The organism is Pseudomonas sp. Ors-4-3C (assembly GCF_055755035.1).
In genome coordinates this window covers 573,918-591,044 of record NZ_CM146900.1, presented here as the reverse complement: position 1 = coordinate 591,044, position 17,127 = coordinate 573,918, and the positions used below count along the sequence as shown (strand labels likewise).

Here is a 17,127-nt window from a genome sequence, read left to right as displayed (position 1 = left end):
GTGGAAAAAGTCCTTTCGCAACAATGATCTGTCACGCTGCAGTGAAACACTCAGGATCGTCAGACCCGCCGAGTTGCGACTATGCTTGAGTCGCAGGCAAGACGTCTGCAATCCATGACCCGCCCTCGCCGATACCCGATGAGAGGCGTAGTATTTTGTGATTATTTTTTTCTACAGGGATTGGTAACTTGGCTGGATACCTCCATCCTGTCGCGCACAATCCAAGAGGTGATTGATGCGCGCCAACTCGTCTGATCCACAAGACACCGTCACAGCAGACCATCCGATCAAGCCCGAGCGCCTGCGCTTGCTGGATCGTTTGAGCAAATACCGCCAGCCTATCGGTCTGGCGGTCACATTGCTGTTGTTTGCCATTGCGCTGATTGCCTGTCGCCATCTGCTGAGCGAACTCGATCTCTACGCGCTGCATGACTCGATCCTGGCCGTACCGAAACCTGCTCTGCTCGGGGCATTGGGTGCGACGGTGATCGGCTTCATCATATTGCTGGGCTATGAATGGTCAGCCAGCCGCTATGCCGGCGTGACGCTGCCACCGCGCACGCTGGCGCTGGGCGGCTTCACTGCGTTTGCAATTGGCAACGCCATCGGCCTGTCGCTGCTGTCCGGCGGCTCAGTGCGCTACCGTTTATATGCACGCCATGGTCTGGGGGCATCAGAAGTCGCCCACATGACGCTGTTCGCCAGCCTGTCGCTGGGCTGCGCCCTGCCACCACTGGCGGCTCTCGCGACCCTCAGCGACCTGCCTTCCGCTTCCGCCGCCCTGGGCCTGTCAGAGGGCCTGCTCGGCACGATTGCCATGGTGGTGCTGGGTCTGGGCGCGATTCTGGCGATCGGCATCTACCGCCGGCGCCTGCCGGAGCAACCGTACCGCGATAACCTGCTGGTCAGGGCCGGGCGCCGGACGTTGCGCCTGCCGGGCCGCCGCCTGACCTTCCTGCAACTGATCATCACCGCCCTCGACGTCGCCGCAGCAGCCACCGTGCTTTACCTGCTGCTGCCGGAAGCCCCGCCGTTCGGCGCCTTCCTGCTGGTGTACCTGCTGGCCCTGGCCGCCGGCGTGCTCAGCCATGTGCCCGGGGGTGTCGGGGTCTTCGAGGCGATCCTGCTCGCCGCGTTCGCCGACACACTCGGTGCCGCGCCACTGGCCGCCGCCCTGCTGCTCTACCGCCTGATCTATGTCGTGCTGCCGCTACTGGTGGCCTGCCTGTTCTTGTTGATCAACGAAGGCCAGCGCCTGTTTCAGACCCAGACCATGCGCGCAGCGTCCGGTCTGGCGGCGCCCATTCTGGCGGTGCTGGTGTTCCTGTCCGGCGTGGTGCTGCTGTTTTCCGGCGCTACCCCGGAGATCGACACCCGTCTCGAACACATCGGTTTTCTGATCCCGCATCGTCTGGTCGACGCCTCGCACTTCGGCGCCAGTCTGATCGGCGTGCTGTGCCTGTTGCTCGCCCAGGGCCTGCGTCGTCGGCTGTCTGCCGCGTGGATGCTGACCACCATTCTGTTGCTGGTCGGCGCCCTGCTCTCGCTGCTCAAAGGCTTCGACTGGGAAGAAGCCACGCTGATGACACTCACTGCTGCGTTGCTGGGGGTGTTCCGCCGTTCGTTCTATCGTCCGAGCCGCCTGACCGAGCTACCGTTCTCGCCGCTGTATCTGGTTGCCAGCCTCTGCGTGCTGGGGGCTTCGACCTGGCTGCTGCTGTTCGCCTATCAGGACGTGCCTTACAGCCATCAACTGTGGTGGCAGTTCACCCTCGACGCTGACGCGCCACGTGGCCTGCGCTCGCTGCTCGGTGCTGCCGTACTGTTGCTGGTGATCGCCCTGACCTGGCTGCTGCGCACCGCGCGCCCGGTGATTCACCTGCCGACACCGGATGAACTGGAACGCGCCTCGAAGATCCTCATGGCCTCGTCGCAACCCGATGGCGGCCTGGCACTGACCGGTGACAAGGCACTGCTGTTTCACCCCAACGACGAGGCGTTCCTGATGTACGCCCGCCGTGGCCGCAGCCTCGTGGCGCTGTACGACCCGATCGGCCCCGGCCAGCAGCGTGCCGAAATGATCTGGCAGTTCCGCGACCTGTGCGACATCCATCACACCCGTCCGGTGTTCTATCAGGTACGTGCCGAGAACCTGCCGTACTACATGGACATCGGCCTGACCGCGATCAAGCTCGGCGAAGAAGCCCGGGTCGATCTGCATCGCTTTGACCTGGAAGCCAAGGGCAAAGAGATGAAGGACCTGCGCTACACCTGGAACCGTGGGACCCGCGACGGCCTGTCGCTGGAAATCCACGAGCCGGGCCAGGCGCCGATGGACGAGTTGAAAGTGATTTCCGATGCGTGGCTGACCGGCAAGAACGTGCGCGAGAAAGGTTTCTCCCTCGGTCGGTTCAGCGACGATTACCTGAAGCATTTCCGCATTGCGGTGATTCGCTTCGAAGGCCGCCCGGTGGCGTTCGCCAACCTGCTCGAGACTTACAGCCATGACCTGGCCAGTCTCGATCTGATGCGCTCGCACCCGGACGCCCCCAAGCTGACCATGGAATTCCTGATGGTCGGTTTGATTCAACACTATAAGAGTCACGGATACGCGCGCTTCAGCCTGGGCATGGTGCCGTTGTCGGGGTTGCAACCCCGGCGTGGTGCACCGCTGACCCAGCGTCTGGGCTCGATGGTCTTCCGCCGTGGTGAGCAGCTGTACAACTTCCAAGGCTTGCGCCGCTTCAAAGACAAGTTCCAGCCTGACTGGGAACCCCGTTATATGGCAGTGCCCGCCGGACTCGATCCGCTGGTGGCGCTGGCCGATACTGCTGCCCTGATCGCGGGCGGCTTGACTGGATTGGTGAAACGCTGATGATTCAACGCTCCCTGAAGTACATCCTGGCCGCACTGATCGTGCTGGCCGTGATTGCCGGCGGCGGTTACTGGTACCTCAAACGCCCGGCACCGCAACCGACTCTGCAACCGCTGACTGCCGCCGACGGCACGGTCATGACCCGCGTCGTTCCCGGCACCCAGCCCAAGGCTCAGGTGCTGGTAGCGGTCAATGACGACCAGAAGCTGACCGACAACCAACTGAGCACCCTGAGCCGCAGCGCCTCGGCGCAAATCGTTCAGGTGATTCTGCCCAAGGACTGCCTGCAACAGAGCCGCGCGCTGCAAACCGGCCTGCGCGAACTGAATGGCCCGGCCACGCTGGTCAGCGGTATCGGCCCGGGCGCCGTACTGGCCTGGCGCTGGTTGTCCGAGCAGAAGGACGACAAGGCCCAGGCGATCTCGGTTGACCTGGCCCTGGAAAAACCCGGCTGCACCCACCTGCTGCCGAAATCTGCGGCCCACGGCCATTGGCTGGTGGCATGGAACGACAACCCGGACGACACCAGCGCCGGTTTCGTGCGCGATCAACCGAACGCCGAAACCAGCATCAGCGACTACGACATCAATCTGCCGCAAGTGCTGAACAACGAGCTGCGCAAGATCCTCGTCGGCGGCGACAAGGCCAACGGCGGTCTGGCGATTCCGGTGGTTGAAGTGCCGGCCGGTCAAGCCAAAGACACCGTGACCCTGTTCCTTTCCGGTGACGGCGGCTGGCGCGACCTCGACCGCGATGTGGCCGGCGAGATGGCCAAGATTGGCTATCCCGTCGTCGGCATCGACACCCTGCGCTACTACTGGCAGCACAAGAGCCCGGAGCAAAGCGCCCTGGACCTGACCGAACTGATGCAGCACTACCGTCAGAAATGGGGCACCAAGCGCTTCATCCTGACCGGTTATTCGTTCGGTGCCGACGTCCTGCCGGCGATCTACAACCGCCTGCCGGACACCGAGCAGCAGCGCGTAGACGCCATCATCCTGCTGGCCTTCGCCCGCACCGGCAGCTTCGAAATCGAAGTCGAAGGCTGGCTCGGCAACGCCGGCAAAGAAGCCGCCACCGGCCCGGAAATGGCCAAGCTGCCAGCGGCCAAAGTAGTGTGCATCTACGGCGCCGAAGAAACCGACGAAAGCGGCTGCACCGACAAGACTGCGGTGGGCGAAGCGGTGAAGCTGCCTGGCGGCCACCACTTCGACGAAAACTACCCGGCGCTGGCCAAGCGTCTGGTGGACCTGATCGAGAAGCGTCAGAGCAAGGATCAGCCGACAGAGTGATCTGAAGCGCTCCAACGAAAAGCCCCCGCAACCTCACGGTTACGGGGGCTTTTTTACGCAAACTTGCAGCACTTCCTGCCAGTCGAAACTTCTATCGATACCGAGACTAAAGCTGAACATCTATCCACGTGATGTCATCTTCTACATCGATACAGCTGCCATCCGGCGCTGTTAGCAAGTAGCTTTGCTGTAACTCGGTTAGCTCCGCCCAAAAGCCATCGGTTGCAAATACCAGTCGTTCTCTTAGGGTCAATGAATGAAACACAAAGTCAGGGTTCGGTGCGCGACTCGCCTTCAAGCATCGAGTCACCCGGTTTCGAGCCGGATCTTGCGCCAGCTCGGAGTGGGAACGGTCGCGCCTCCAGTTAGCCTTACAGTGGGGCGACGTAATCCATTCGATCGCTCCTGCTGGCGTCACAACACCGCACGAACAATCACCCTCATACGCAAGCGTGAGTTTCCCATGAGCAGCGACACCCACCACATAACAAGTGGCGCCTGTGTGACTTGCAAACAAAACGGGGTGGAGGTCGGCCAGTATAGAAAGCAGTACCTGTTCAACAGCTTCGCACTCAGTAATATCGAGGCCGTGATCAAAGTGTTTTGACCAGACCTCTAAAACATCTTTCACAAAGGACTCAGCCAACTGGCCACTGCCAACCCTCGATGTACCGTCCGTGATAACAAATACGCCGTTTTCTCCATCACAGAGCGCTCCAGCAAAGTCATGGTTGGTTCTCCTGGCTCGCCCTGCTACCGATCTGACGTGGTATTTCATGCGCTGCCCAGTTCTTTCATGCGCCCATGAATGATTTGCCCTCTTCCCGGATTGGCCTGTACCGAGCCCGAGCTTTCAATCACATAGTCAATGCCACTGAGAACCCTGAGTGCTCGAACTCCATTCGTGATGAATTCTTTGAGCTCGGATTCCGCCTGCCGAACCTCTTCTAAAAGCTCTGGACGTCCATCAATCAAGATAATGATGTCTTCGACGTCTTTATGGTATGGATCGCCACCGCCACGACCACTGAAGGCTTCCAGTTTTGTCGCGAGAAAATAGGTCGGTTTGAATATCTGGATGACGGTACCGCTGGGCAACGTAAATTTATTGGCCCGCGCCAGCCCCTCTACAAACCAGCGGTTGGCATATCCGAGAACCTCGGGATCAGAAGGCATCACGTCAACGACGATGTCGTTGAAGCGGAAACGACAGTTCACTTCATCCTCGCCAGTAATCTTGAAATTCCTGGCCGCCAACCGTTCGGTAAGCTGCTGCCAGGCGCCAATGCCTGCTAGCTCGATCACCAGGTCAACATCATCGGTGAAGCGAATGTCGTCCAGCACAACAGCATCAGTTACCAGCATGGCTGTGGTGCAACCTCCGACAAAGGCAACCTCCGTGAGAAACGCCTCTCCCAAACCCTCAGCAACAAACTCTATAAGCTCGTAGTTGTGATCAGCGTTGGATGACATGTTATTTCAGTCCCATCCCTGCTTTTAGAATGTCGACCGCAACACCACACTCTCGCGGACCTCCAAGGCGGATTGCATCAGCAAGCGCAAGATAGTGGTAAAGGGTCCTGTCCCGCTTCACCGCATCCGGCACTGTCTTGTAGAGCGGCTCTATCGCCTGTCCACGCTCCGCTCCAAGTGCATCTGGCCAAACCGGAATCAGTCCGCCAGCACTTTTGATACTTTTGGACAGTGCCGGTGCTGCAAAACCCGTCGGGATGCCGCGAACCATTGCCCCGGGCTTTACAGGGAAAAAGTATTTCAGAGCGTGCTCGGTGATGTTTAGCAACTGCCGCCGGTTAACTTTTGGAAGTCCGGTGTCATAGTCATTGGTGAGCAGCCCGGACACACGACACCTGGCGATGGAATTTGAAACTTCGCTCTTGCTTAGCCCAAGTGAAGCAGACAACGCACGCAACGAGTAACCTTCACTCCAGCTCGCCAGTGGCGGAACAGCTACCGGCTCCGACCACCCTTCCCACCCCGCCTCATCGTCCAAGGGCGAATCGAAATCCTGTCGGCGGAATACAGTATCTTCACCGTCGGTGGAGTAGGTGACCAATGGTTGCCCCACCCGACCGCCCGCCGTCATTTGACTGACCACGTAGGGCTTCAACAACTCCTCGACTCTGTTCGAATTTGACTCCGACTCCATTACCCCAAGGAGGTTTTCCTCCTGAGCGTGAAGGCTGGTCATCTTGAACAAAAGCAAAATGTCTTGACTCTTCATGAAGCTTAAAACTCCAATCGTCCACACTCCATAAAACGTGGACACTTGTCTCATTCAAAATATCCGATCGTCAAGCCCTTTATTCGACCCCCTCCTGTGGCGCCAACTCGAGAATCCACCGCCCCCGAGATTGCTCGCCACCTTAATTCCGGTTACCGGTGTCGCAATATCAGATGACGTCCGCATACCTTGTAGGCAAACTCCTAATCTCGTGTTTGGGCACTTTGCCGCTCTGTTGCGCTTTTTTTCGACGGGATACTCTCCAGAGGTCGCTGACCAATTCAGTGATCGGGTGTGGTAACCCGGCTAAGCAAAGTGCAACAACGCTCCCAACACGACTCAGGTGTTTTTACGTCTGCAATTCCGAGTCATGGCGGCTGTGCGTGGGAGACCTTCGGGTCTGCCGGTTTCTTTGCTCTCCCGGTTTACCACCCTGCGTACAGCTGCCACCCATTCGTGTGGTAACGAATGCGGCAGCTCCTCGTTTTATGGAGCGAAACAATGAGCAAACAAAGTCCTTCATCACCTTCGGACCTCACAACCGTCGGCTTTACCTCTTTCCTCTACAACTCGGATCTGGCGCTATTCAACGTCCGCTCCGGTGTCCCCGTCATTGATGCACTGTCGCAAGCTTCCGATCTGCTATTCCTCGCCAAATCCTTCGCTGAGGACGCTGCCTTCATCAAAGACACCGACCGCCATGCCTGGTCTGCGCATTACCTGACGGTGATGGGCAAAGCCTTGATTGATGACGTGATCCAAGCGCTGATGCCGCGACCTGCGCGGACGAAGACCGAATCTGAAGAAGAATTGCCTGAAAGCCACTGACACCACAGAATCCTTGTGGGAGCGAGCTTGCTCGCGAATGCGGTGGATCAGCCACCACATGTCTCGACTGACATTCGGCCTTCGCGAGCAAGCTCGCTCCCACAGGGGATTTGCAGTGAGTTAGAGGTTTATGTGAAGCACAGAAAAGCCCCCGCCAGCTACAAGGCTGACGGGGGCTTTTCAGTTGATGCAGGCCTACATCTCGACCTGCGTCCCCAACTCAATCACCCGGTTCAGCGGCAGATTGAAGAAGCGCAAATTGCCGTTGGCATTCTTCAACATGAATGCGAACAGCGCCTCGCGCCAGCGGGCCATGCCTTCGAGTTTCGAGGCGATCACCGTTTCGCGGCTGAGGAAGTAGGTGGTGCGCATCGGGCTGAAGTCCAGATCATCCAGATGGCACAGCTTCAACGCCTGCGGCACGTCCGGCTCGTCGGTGAAGCCGAAGTGCAGGATCACCCGGAAGAAGCCTTCGCCGTAGGAGTCCACCTCAAAGCGGCGTGCCGGCGGCACGCGCGGGATGTCTTCGTAGACCACGGTCAGCAGCACCACTTGCTCGTGCAACACCTGGTTGTGCAGCAGGTTGTGCAACAACGCGTGCGGCACGGCGTCGGAGCGCGCGGTGAGGAACACCGCGGTGCCCTGCACACGGTGCGGTGGTTGCACGCGGATGCTGCTGATGAAGATCGGCAGCGGCAGCGCGCCTTCGTCCAGGCGATCGACCAGCAGCTCCTTGCCGCGTTTCCAGGTGGTCATCAGGATGAACAGCACGATCCCCGCCAGCACCGGGAAGGCACCGCCCTGAATGATCTTCGGCACGTTGGCCGCGAAGAACATGCCATCGACCAGCAGGAAACCAAGCAGAATCGGCACCGCCAGCAGCGGTGGCCATTTCCACAGCAGCAGGATCACCGCCGCCACCAGAATACTGGTGATCAGCATGGTGCCCGTCACTGCCACGCCGTAGGCAGACGCCAATGCGCCGGAGGACTCGAAACCGATCACCAGCAGGATCACGCCGACCATCAGCGCCCAGTTCACCGCACCGATGTAAATCTGCCCCTGTTCAGCACTGGACGTGTGCTGAATGTGCATGCGCGGGATGTAACCGAGCTGGATGGCCTGCCGGGTCAACGAGAACGCGCCGGAAATCACCGCTTGCGAAGCAATCACCGTGGCCAGGGTCGCCAGCACCACCAGCGGTACCAGTGCCCAGTTCGGCGCTAGCAGGTAGAACGGGTTACGCGCCGCTTCCGGGTTTTCCAGGAGCAATGCGCCCTGACCGAAGTAGTTCAGCACCAACGCCGGCAGCACCAGCACCAGCCAGGCACGGGCAATCGGCTTGCGCCCGAAGTGGCCCATGTCGGCATACAGGGCTTCAGCACCGGTCAGCGCCAGCACCACCGCACCGAGAATCGCCACACCCATGCCCGGGTGAACCATGAAGAAACGCACGCCCCAGATCGGGTTCAGCGCATTCAAGACTTCAGGGTGCCTGACGATCCCGCTGACACCCAGCCCACCCAGCACCAGGAACCACACGACCATCACCGGGCCAAACAGCTTGCCGATGCGATCGGTGCCGTGCTTCTGGATCAGGAACAGTGCGACCAGGACCACCAGTGCCATCGGCACCACCCAGCGCTCCAGGCCATCGAACGCCAACTCCAGACCTTCAACCGCGGACAACACGGAGATGGCCGGGGTGATCATGCTGTCGCCGTAAAACAGCGCGGCGCCGATCAACCCCAGAATCACCAGCACGGCCTGCAACCTGGGATAGCGGCTGGATGCACGTCGCGCCAGGGCGGTCAGCGCCATGATCCCCCCCTCACCCTGGTTGTCGGCCCGCAGGACGAACAACACGTACTTGATCGTCACGACCCAGATCAGCGACCAGAAAATCAACGCCAGAATCCCGAAGACTCCGTCGTGGTTGACCGGCACCCCATAGTGACCGGCAAAAACTTCTTTGAGGGTGTACAACGGGCTCGTGCCGATGTCGCCGTAAACCACCCCGACTGCCGCGACCAGCATGCTCAGCGGTTTTGCAGCCGAATGCTCGGCGCCCGCCGCCTGACTACTTGCCTGACCCATCCAACACTCCTACTTCTCAGAACCGGCTTCTTTGAATGAAGCACTATGCTTTGTGGTGCAGCATGCGCTGTTTTACCTGTTGTTACAGACGTTTTGTTGACTGTAAAAAATTGGTAAAGCTCAACGGCGCGAAGCATAGCGCAGCACTCGTCGTATTTCCCTGCATAAAGCTGGTCAAGTGCGTTGCTCATCGCTAGAATTGCGCACTTTTTGATCAGAGGCGCACTTCAAGCGCCCATCCGTCAGCTTCCACACCAGGCAAGCGACGTCACAAAACACCGAGGTTAGACATGTCCACCACTCCTGCGCCGGCCAATCCAAAGGTTGGCTTCGTATCTCTGGGTTGCCCGAAAGCACTGGTCGACTCCGAGCGCATCCTGACCCAGCTGCGCATGGAAGGCTATGACGTGGTGTCCACCTATCAGGATGCCGACGTGGTGGTGGTCAACACCTGCGGCTTCATCGACTCGGCCAAGGCTGAGTCGCTGGAAGTGATCGGTGAAGCGATCAAGGAAAACGGCAAGGTGATCGTCACCGGTTGCATGGGCGTGGAAGAAGGCAATATCCGCGACGTACACCCGAGCGTGCTGGCCGTGACCGGTCCGCAGCAATACGAGCAAGTGGTCAACGCCGTGCACGAAGTCGTGCCACCGCGTCAGGATCACAACCCGCTGATCGACCTGGTGCCGCCGCAAGGCATCAAGCTGACCCCGCGTCACTACGCCTACCTGAAGATTTCCGAAGGCTGCAACCACAGCTGCAGCTTCTGCATCATCCCGTCGATGCGCGGCAAACTGGTCAGCCGTCCGGTGGGTGATGTACTTGACGAAGCCCAGCGTCTGGTCAAATCCGGCGTCAAAGAGCTGCTGGTGATCTCGCAAGACACCAGCGCCTACGGCGTCGACGTGAAATACCGCACCGGTTTCTGGAACGGCGCGCCGGTGAAAACCCGCATGACCGAACTCTGCGAAGCGCTGAGTACCTTGGGCGTGTGGGTCCGTCTGCACTACGTTTACCCGTACCCGCACGTCGACGAGCTGATCCCGCTGATGGCCGCCGGCAAGATCCTGCCGTACCTGGACATCCCGTTCCAGCACGCCAGCCCGAAAGTGCTGAAGGCGATGAAACGCCCGGCGTTCGAAGACAAGACCCTGGCGCGGATCAAGAACTGGCGCGAAATCTGCCCGGACCTGATCATCCGTTCGACCTTCATCGTCGGCTTCCCGGGCGAAACCGAGGAAGACTTCCAGTACCTGCTGAACTGGCTGACCGAAGCCCAGCTCGACCGCGTCGGCTGCTTCCAGTATTCGCCGGTCGATGGCGCGCCCGCCAATGACCTGGACCTGGAAGTGGTGCCGGACGACGTCAAACAAGACCGTTGGGAGCGCTTCATGGCGCACCAGCAGGCGATCAGCTCGGCGCGCCTGCAAATGCGCATCGGCCGCGAGATCGAAGTGCTGGTGGACGAAGTCGACGAGCAAGGCGCCGTCGGCCGCTGCTTCTTCGATGCCCCGGAAATCGACGGTAACGTATTCATCGACAACGGCAGCAATCTCAAGCCGGGCGACAAGGTCTGGTGCAAGGTGACTGACGCTGACGAATACGACCTGTGGGCTGAGCAGATCTAAGCACCACAAAATACCTGTGGGAGCGGGCTTGCTCGCGAAGGCGGTGTATCAGTCATTGGATATGTCGACCGATACGCTGCTTTCGCGAGCAAGCCCGCTCCCACAGGGGATAGTCGTGTCATCAAAAGCCTCGCTCTTTTTTACGAGATGCGGGGCTTTTTTACGGCTATCGTTTACCGGGGGAAGGACTCCCTTGAAACGAACAAGAGGCCATCGGGCATGCGTCAGCATTCGGTCATTCACACGCCGAAACTCAGCGATTATCAGGAACTGACCCGGGTCTGGGAGGCCTCGGTCCGCGCGACCCATGATTTTCTGCCGGACAGCTACATCGAGTTGCTGCGCAATCTGGTGCTCACCCGTTATCTGGACGCGGTGATGCTGATCTGCACCAAGGACCATCAGCAGCGCATCACCGGATTCGCCGGGGTGGCGGCCGGCAAGATCGAAATGCTGTTTATCGATCCCGCGCACCGTGGCCAGGGGCTGGGCAAGCAATTGCTGAACTACGCCATGCAACATCTGAATGCCGATGAACTGGACGTCAACGAACAGAACCCGCAGGCGCTGGGGTTTTACTTCAAGCAGGGCTTTGAAGTGATCGGCCGGTCGGAAGTGGATGGCATGGGCCAGCCGTATCCGCTGCTGCATATGCGCTTGCGGCAGAATCAGCAGCGCTCGAAGCATGCCTGACACACCAAAGAACCCTTGTAGGAGTGAGCCTGCTCGCGATAGCGCTGGACCAGCCGACATCAATGCTGAATGTTAGACGGCAATCGCGAGCAGGCTCACTCCTAGAAAAAACCACCTACCGAAATGGAACCGGGCTTAACCGGCGCCAGGCAGGTACAATGCTCACCCCTTTTTTGTTACGGCCCTGTCATGACTGACCCGATTCGCCTCTCCAAACGCCTCATCGAACTGGTCGGTTGCTCCCGCCGGGAGGCCGAGCTGTTCATCGAGGGCGGCTGGGTCACCGTGGACGGCGAAGTGATCGACGAACCGCAATTCAAGGTCGGCGACCAGAAGGTCGAGCTCGACAAGGACGCCCAGGCCACCGCGCCGGAGCCGGTGACCATTCTGCTCAACGTACCGGCCGGCATGGACGTCGACACCGCCATGCAATCGCTCAGCGCCGACACCCTCAGCGACGAGCACCGCTACGGTAAACGCCCGCTGCGCGGCCACTTCCTGCGCCTGACCGCCAGCGCCGATCTGCAGCCGAAGGCCAGCGGTCTGCTGGTCTTTACCCAAGACTGGAAAGTACTGCGCAAACTGACTGCCGACGCGGCCAAGATCGAGCAGGAATACGTGGTTGAAGTCGAAGGCGACATGGTTGCCCACGGCCTCAATCGCCTGCAGCACGGTCTCACCCACAAGGGCAAGGAACTGCCGCCAGTCAAGGCCAGCTGGCAGAACGAAAACCGCCTGCGCTTCGCCATGAAGAACCCGCAGCCGGGGATCATCGCCCAGTTCTGTGAAGCGGTTGGCCTGAAGGTCGTCGGCATTCGTCGCATCCGCATCGGCGGCGTCTCGATCGGCAAGGTTCCGCTCGGCCAATGGCGCTACCTGTCCGGCAAAGAGAAGTTCTAAAGCCTCTGTTGCCGCCACACATTCCGGCAGCGTGCCTGCGCGTTGCCCACAACGATTATCAGGATTACCCACATGATTCATAACGACGTATTGCGCAGCGTGCGCTACATGCTCGACATCAGCGACAAGAAAGTCATCGAGATCATCAAGCTCGGCGGCCTGGACGTGGAGCTGAAAGACGTCGTCGCATACCTCGACAAGAAAGAAGAAGACGAAGAAGGCTTCGTGCGCTGCCCGGATGAAGTCATGGCGCACTTCCTCGACGGTCTGGTGGTGTTCAAGCGCGGCAAGGACGAAAGCCGTCCGCCGCAGCCGATCGAAGTGCCGGTGACCAACAACATCATCCTGAAGAAGCTGCGCGTGGCCTTCGAGCTCAAAGAGGACGACATGCACGCGATCCTCAAGGCTGCCGAGTTTCCGGTGTCCAAGCCTGAGCTGAGCGCACTGTTCCGCAAGGTCGGCCACACCAACTACCGCCCGTGCGGCGACCAGTTGCTGCGCAACTTCCTCAAGGGCCTGACCCTGCGTGTTCGCGGCTGATCTGCGCCACAAGCTCTGAATCGGCGGCGCGACCTTCGCGAGCAAGCCACGCTCCCACAGGTTTTGTGGCTGACACAAAACCGGACTCCACTCGAGATCCCTGTGGGAGCGGGCTTGCTCGCGAAGGCGTCGGCCCGGCCACCTCGGGTTATCATCCCCACCCCGCTCCCACCTTGACTCCAGACCATGACTTACAACGTCTCCCCCATCGGCTTCGTGCGTTCCTGTTTCAAGGAAAAGTTCGCCATCCCGCGCCAGCCGCAATTGGCCCCCGCTGCCCGTGGCGTGCTGGAGCTGGTGGCGCCGTTCGATCAGGGGGACGCCGTGCAAGGGCTGGAGCAGGTCAGCCATGTCTGGCTGTTGTTCCTGTTTCATCAGGCGCTGGAAGAAAAGCCGCGCCTGAAGGTGCGGCCACCGCGTCTGGGCGGTAACAAGTCCATGGGCGTGTTCGCCACCCGTGCGACCCACCGTCCCAATGGCATCGGGCAGTCGGTGGTGAAGCTGGACAAGGTCGAGGCCCATCGGCTGTTCATCTCGGGGATCGATTTGCTCGACGGCACGCCGATTCTCGATATCAAACCCTACGTGCCTTACGCCGATATCATCGCTGACGCCTCCAACAGCATCGCCAGCGCTGCGCCACAGCTGATTGACGTGCAGTGGACGGACGCCGCGCTGCAACAGGCGCACGGCGATGCTCAGCGCCTTGGCGAGCCTCTGGTCGAGTTGATCGAGCAGTGCCTGGCGCAGGATCCGCGTCCGGCGTACCAGACGCCGGCGCCGGAGCGCGAATACGGTGCGCTGTTCTGGGATCTGGACGTGCGCTGGCATTACCCGACGCCGGAGCAGATCCGCGTACTGGAAGTCATCCCCGCCAACACCTGAGACATCACCCTTGTAGGAGCTGCCGAAGGCTGCGATCTTTTGATCTTGCTTTTAAGATCAAAATCAAAAGATCGCAGCCTTCGGCAGCTCCTACATGGATTGTGGCAGGCATTAAGGAAATATTTCGGGCATAAAAAAGCCCCCATTGCCTGCATAGGCAATGGGGGCTTTTTCTTGGTGCTTACTTCTCGACGAATGCACGCTCGATCAGGTAGTCACCCGGCTCGCGCATCCGCGCCGAGATCTTCAGGCCGAAGCTGTCGAGCACTTCGCTGGTCTCGTCGAGCATGCTCGGGCTGCCGCAGATCATCGCGCGGTCGTCCTGCGGGTTGATCGGTGGCAGGCCGATGTCGCTGAACAGCTTGCCGCTGCGCATCAGGTCGGTCAGACGGCCCTGGTTCTCGAACGGCTCGCGGGTCACGGTCGGGTAGTAGATCAGCTTGTCACGCAGCGCTTCACCGAAGAACTCGTTCTGTGGCAGGTGCTCGGTGATGAATTCGCGGTAGGCGACTTCGTTGACGTAGCGTACGCCGTGCACCAGGATCACTTTCTCAAAGCGCTCGTAGGTTTCCGGGTCCTGGATCACGCTCATGAATGGCGCCAGACCGGTGCCGGTGCTCAGCAGATACAGGTGCTTGCCCGGGTTCAGGTCGTCCAGCACCAGGGTGCCGGTAGGCTTCTTCGAGATGATGATCTCGTCGCCTTCCTTCAGGTGCTGCAGCTGCGAGGTCAGCGGACCATCAGGCACTTTGATGCTGAAGAACTCGAGATGCTCTTCCCAGTTCGGGCTGGCGATCGAGTAAGCGCGCATAAGCGGGCGGCCGTTTGGCTGTTGCAGGCCGATCATCACGAACTGACCGTTCTCGAAGCGCAGGCCCGGATCGCGGGTGCACTTGAAGCTGAACAGAGTGTCGTTCCAGTGATGAACACTGAGGACACGCTCGTGGTTCATGTTGCTCATGTACGTGGGACTCCTGGATATTGGGTCTGCGCTCGCCTTTGCGGCCGACAGTGCGCAATTGCATCGCATTCTAATAGCGACGACAATATCTGTTAACTGGATTATTAAGATAAGGGTTATCGGTTATATCGATATGCGATTTACTCTTCGTCAACTGCAAGTCTTCGTCGCCGTCGCCCAGCAGGAAAGCGTATCCCGTGCTGCGGGTCTGCTCAACCTCTCGCAATCGGCGGCGAGCACCTCGATCACCGAACTGGAGCGCCAGTCCAGCTGCCAGCTGTTCGACCGCGCCGGCAAACGGCTGAGCCTCAACGCCCTCGGCAAACAGTTGCTGCCGCAAGCGGTGGCCCTGCTCGACCAGTCCAAGGAAATCGAAGACCTGCTCAACGGCAAATCCGGTTTCGGCTCACTGTCGGTGGGCGCCACCCTGACCATCGGCAATTATCTGGCGACCCTGTTAATCGGCGGTTTCATGCAGCGCCATCCGGAAAGCCAGGTGAAGCTGCATGTACAGAACACTGCCAATATCGTGCATCAAGTCGCCCACTACGAAATTGATCTGGGTCTAATCGAGGGCGACTGCAGCCATCCGGACATCGAAGTGCAGAGCTGGGTCGAAGATGAACTGGTGGTGTTTTGCGCTCCGCAGCATCCGCTGGCCAAACGCGGCAGCGCGACCATGGAAGAGTTGACGCACGAGGCGTGGATTCTGCGCGAACAGGGTTCCGGTACGCGCCTGACCTTCGATCAGGCGATGCGTCATCATCGCAGTGCGCTGAATATCCGTCTGGAGCTGGAACACACCGAAGCGATCAAACGCGCGGTGGAATCAGGACTGGGGATTGGCTGTATTTCGCGGCTGGCGCTGCGTGATGCCTTTCGGCGCGGCAGTCTGGTGGCGGTGGAAACGCCGGATCTGGATCTGTCCCGGCAGTTCTACTTCATCTGGCACAAGCAAAAGTACCAGACCTCAGCCATGCGCGAGTTTCTCGAACTGTGCCGCGCCTTCACCGCCGGGGTGCAGCGCAGCGACGAGATCGTCTTGCCGAGTATCGCTTAGAGCAGAATCACCGCCCACACCAGGGCAATCATGCTCAGGGCCACGAATTGCGCGGCGCTGCCCATGTCCTTGGCGTTCTTCGACAGTGGGTGCAGTTCCAGCGAAATGCGGTCAATGGCCGCTTCCACCGCCGAATTCAGCAACTCGACGATCAGCGCCAGCAGGCAAACGGCGATCAGCAGCGCCTGTTCGACGCGACTGACATTCAGGAAGAATGTCAGCGGAATCAGCACCACATTGAGCAGGACCAGTTGGCGAAATGCCGCTTCGCCGGTGAAGGCGGCGCGCAGACCGTCCAGCGAGTAGCCGGATGCGTTGAGGATGCGTTTCAGGCCGGTCTGGCCCTTGAAAGGTGACATAACGTAAAAACCAACCAGAAGGGAGTGGGAAAGCTAGAGCAACAAAAGTCAAAAAAGCGTGAAGACGCCAGCCATTATTGGCTCGGAATTGACTCAAGTTGTTGCAGAAGTAAGGCCGCCTGTGTCCGGGTGCGCACGTTTAACTTGCGAAAGATCGCCGTGACGTGAGCCTTGATGGTCGCTTCGGAGACGTTCAGCTCGTAGGCAATCTGCTTGTTCAGCAGGCCCTCACAGACCATGGTCAATACGCGGAACTGTTGCGGGGTCAGGCTGGCGAGGCCGTCGCTGGCGGCTTTGGCTTCGGCGGAGACGCTGACCGCCTCGAACGCCTGTGGTGGCCAGAACACGTCGCCATCGAGCACTTTGCGCACGGCTTGCTGAATCACGCTCAGGTCGCTGGACTTGGGGATGAAGCCACTGGCGCCGAACTCGCGGGATTTGACCATCACCGAGGCTTCTTCCTGCGCCGAGACCATTACCACCGGGATCTGCGGGTACTGTCCCCGCAGCAGCACCAGTCCGGAAAATCCATAGGCACCGGGCATGTTCAGGTCCAGCAGGACCAGATCCCAGTCAGCCTTTTCGGTCAGGCGGGTTTCCAGTTCGGCGATGCTCGCCACCTCCACCAGCCTTACATCCGGGCCGAGCCCCAGGGTCACTGCTTGATGCAGCGCGCTACGAAACAGCGGGTGATCATCGGCAATCAGGATTTCGTATGTGGCCATTTTTCAAAATGATCCTGTTTTTGATGGCAGGCCCGGTGTATT

General features: G+C 59.7%; 16 protein-coding genes. 9 read left to right on the top strand and 7 right to left on the bottom strand.

The features are described from left to right. Nucleotides 1-235: 235 nt before the first annotated feature. Together mprF and ACVHNU_RS02720 are read left to right on the top strand one after the other, a co-directional pair. Nucleotides 236-2,875 carry a bifunctional lysylphosphatidylglycerol flippase/synthetase MprF gene (gene mprF / locus ACVHNU_RS02725; protein WP_003222293.1) on the top strand — a complete coding sequence of 880 codons (2,640 nt, stop codon included), beginning with the start codon at nucleotides 236-238 and terminating at the stop codon, nucleotides 2,873-2,875. Beyond that, on the top strand, nucleotides 2,875-4,167 hold the full coding sequence (locus ACVHNU_RS02720) for a virulence factor family protein (RefSeq protein ID WP_003222292.1): 1,293 nt from the start codon (nucleotides 2,875-2,877) through the stop codon (nucleotides 4,165-4,167). The genes mprF and ACVHNU_RS02720 overlap by 1 nt, the downstream gene beginning before the upstream one ends. 106 nt (nucleotides 4,168-4,273) lie before the next feature. Here ACVHNU_RS02720 and ACVHNU_RS02715 read toward each other — a convergent pair whose 3' ends face one another. Genes ACVHNU_RS02715 through ACVHNU_RS02705 form a run of 3 tightly spaced genes read right to left on the bottom strand, consistent with a single transcriptional unit; the run spans nucleotide 4,274 to nucleotide 6,409 of the window. Beyond that, the gene (locus ACVHNU_RS02715; protein WP_080593226.1) at nucleotides 4,274-4,945 is read right to left on the bottom strand and encodes a PP2C family protein-serine/threonine phosphatase; all 672 of its coding nucleotides are present in this window, start codon (nucleotides 4,943-4,945) and stop codon (nucleotides 4,274-4,276) included. Next, nucleotides 4,942-5,640, bottom strand: a complete 699-nt coding sequence (locus tag ACVHNU_RS02710; protein ID WP_103484547.1) for a hypothetical protein — start codon at nucleotides 5,638-5,640, stop codon at nucleotides 4,942-4,944. Before ACVHNU_RS02710 ends, ACVHNU_RS02715 begins: the two co-directional genes overlap by 4 nt. 1 nt (nucleotide 5,641) lies before the next feature. After that, nucleotides 5,642-6,409: a MarR family transcriptional regulator gene (locus tag ACVHNU_RS02705; protein ID WP_473018962.1), complete on the bottom strand. Its 768-nt coding sequence runs from the start codon at nucleotides 6,407-6,409 to the stop codon at nucleotides 5,642-5,644. Nucleotides 6,410-6,910: 501 nt separating this feature from the next. Here ACVHNU_RS02705 and ACVHNU_RS02700 point away from each other — a divergent pair. Continuing rightward, nucleotides 6,911-7,237: a DUF3077 domain-containing protein gene (locus tag ACVHNU_RS02700; protein WP_473018961.1), complete on the top strand. Its 327-nt coding sequence runs from the start codon at nucleotides 6,911-6,913 to the stop codon at nucleotides 7,235-7,237. Nucleotides 7,238-7,432: 195 nt separating this feature from the next. Here the strand turns inward: ACVHNU_RS02700 and ACVHNU_RS02695 are convergent, their stop codons facing one another. Then, the gene (locus ACVHNU_RS02695) at nucleotides 7,433-9,274 is read right to left on the bottom strand and encodes a potassium transporter Kup (RefSeq protein WP_400497827.1); all 1,842 of its coding nucleotides are present in this window, start codon (nucleotides 9,272-9,274) and stop codon (nucleotides 7,433-7,435) included. Nucleotides 9,275-9,624: 350 nt separating this feature from the next. On the opposite strand from ACVHNU_RS02695, the gene rimO reads away from it, so the two are divergent. The 5 genes from rimO (at nucleotide 9,625) to tsaA (ending at nucleotide 13,980) form a co-directional block, all read left to right on the top strand. Further along, the gene (gene rimO, locus ACVHNU_RS02690) at nucleotides 9,625-10,962 is read left to right on the top strand and encodes a 30S ribosomal protein S12 methylthiotransferase RimO (RefSeq protein WP_003222282.1); all 1,338 of its coding nucleotides are present in this window, start codon (nucleotides 9,625-9,627) and stop codon (nucleotides 10,960-10,962) included. A 219-nt stretch (nucleotides 10,963-11,181) separates the two neighbouring features. Next, complete coding sequence (locus ACVHNU_RS02685) at nucleotides 11,182-11,655, top strand: GNAT family N-acetyltransferase (protein WP_003222281.1); 474 nt, start codon at nucleotides 11,182-11,184, stop codon at nucleotides 11,653-11,655. A 189-nt stretch (nucleotides 11,656-11,844) separates the two neighbouring features. Beyond that, nucleotides 11,845-12,555 carry an rRNA pseudouridine synthase gene (locus ACVHNU_RS02680; RefSeq protein WP_003222280.1) on the top strand — a complete coding sequence of 237 codons (711 nt, stop codon included), beginning with the start codon at nucleotides 11,845-11,847 and terminating at the stop codon, nucleotides 12,553-12,555. Nucleotides 12,556-12,627: 72 nt separating this feature from the next. Continuing rightward, nucleotides 12,628-13,095 carry a YehS family protein gene (locus ACVHNU_RS02675; RefSeq protein WP_003222279.1) on the top strand — a complete coding sequence of 156 codons (468 nt, stop codon included), beginning with the start codon at nucleotides 12,628-12,630 and terminating at the stop codon, nucleotides 13,093-13,095. A gap of 186 nt (nucleotides 13,096-13,281) precedes the next feature. After that, a complete protein-coding gene (gene tsaA / locus ACVHNU_RS02670; RefSeq protein WP_473018960.1) occupies nucleotides 13,282-13,980 on the top strand; it encodes a tRNA (N6-threonylcarbamoyladenosine(37)-N6)-methyltransferase TrmO in 699 nt (232 codons plus the stop codon). A 181-nt stretch (nucleotides 13,981-14,161) separates the two neighbouring features. Here the strand turns inward: tsaA and fpr are convergent, their stop codons facing one another. Next, nucleotides 14,162-14,941 carry a ferredoxin-NADP reductase gene (gene fpr, locus ACVHNU_RS02665; RefSeq protein ID WP_003222277.1) on the bottom strand — a complete coding sequence of 260 codons (780 nt, stop codon included), beginning with the start codon at nucleotides 14,939-14,941 and terminating at the stop codon, nucleotides 14,162-14,164. Between the two features lie 133 nt (nucleotides 14,942-15,074). Here fpr and ACVHNU_RS02660 point away from each other — a divergent pair, with 133 nt between their 5' ends. Next, nucleotides 15,075-16,001 (top strand): LysR family transcriptional regulator, encoded by a 927-nt coding sequence (locus ACVHNU_RS02660; protein WP_045122319.1) that lies wholly within the window; start codon nucleotides 15,075-15,077, stop codon nucleotides 15,999-16,001. Here ACVHNU_RS02660 and ACVHNU_RS02655 read toward each other — a convergent pair. Beyond that, complete coding sequence (locus ACVHNU_RS02655; RefSeq protein WP_003222276.1) at nucleotides 15,998-16,360, bottom strand: diacylglycerol kinase; 363 nt, start codon at nucleotides 16,358-16,360, stop codon at nucleotides 15,998-16,000. The two genes, ACVHNU_RS02660 and ACVHNU_RS02655, sit on opposite strands and share 4 nt — an antisense overlap. 74 nt (nucleotides 16,361-16,434) lie before the next feature. Beyond that, the gene (erdR, locus tag ACVHNU_RS02650; RefSeq protein ID WP_003222275.1) at nucleotides 16,435-17,085 is read right to left on the bottom strand and encodes a response regulator transcription factor ErdR; all 651 of its coding nucleotides are present in this window, start codon (nucleotides 17,083-17,085) and stop codon (nucleotides 16,435-16,437) included. Nucleotides 17,086-17,127 lie beyond the last annotated feature (42 nt).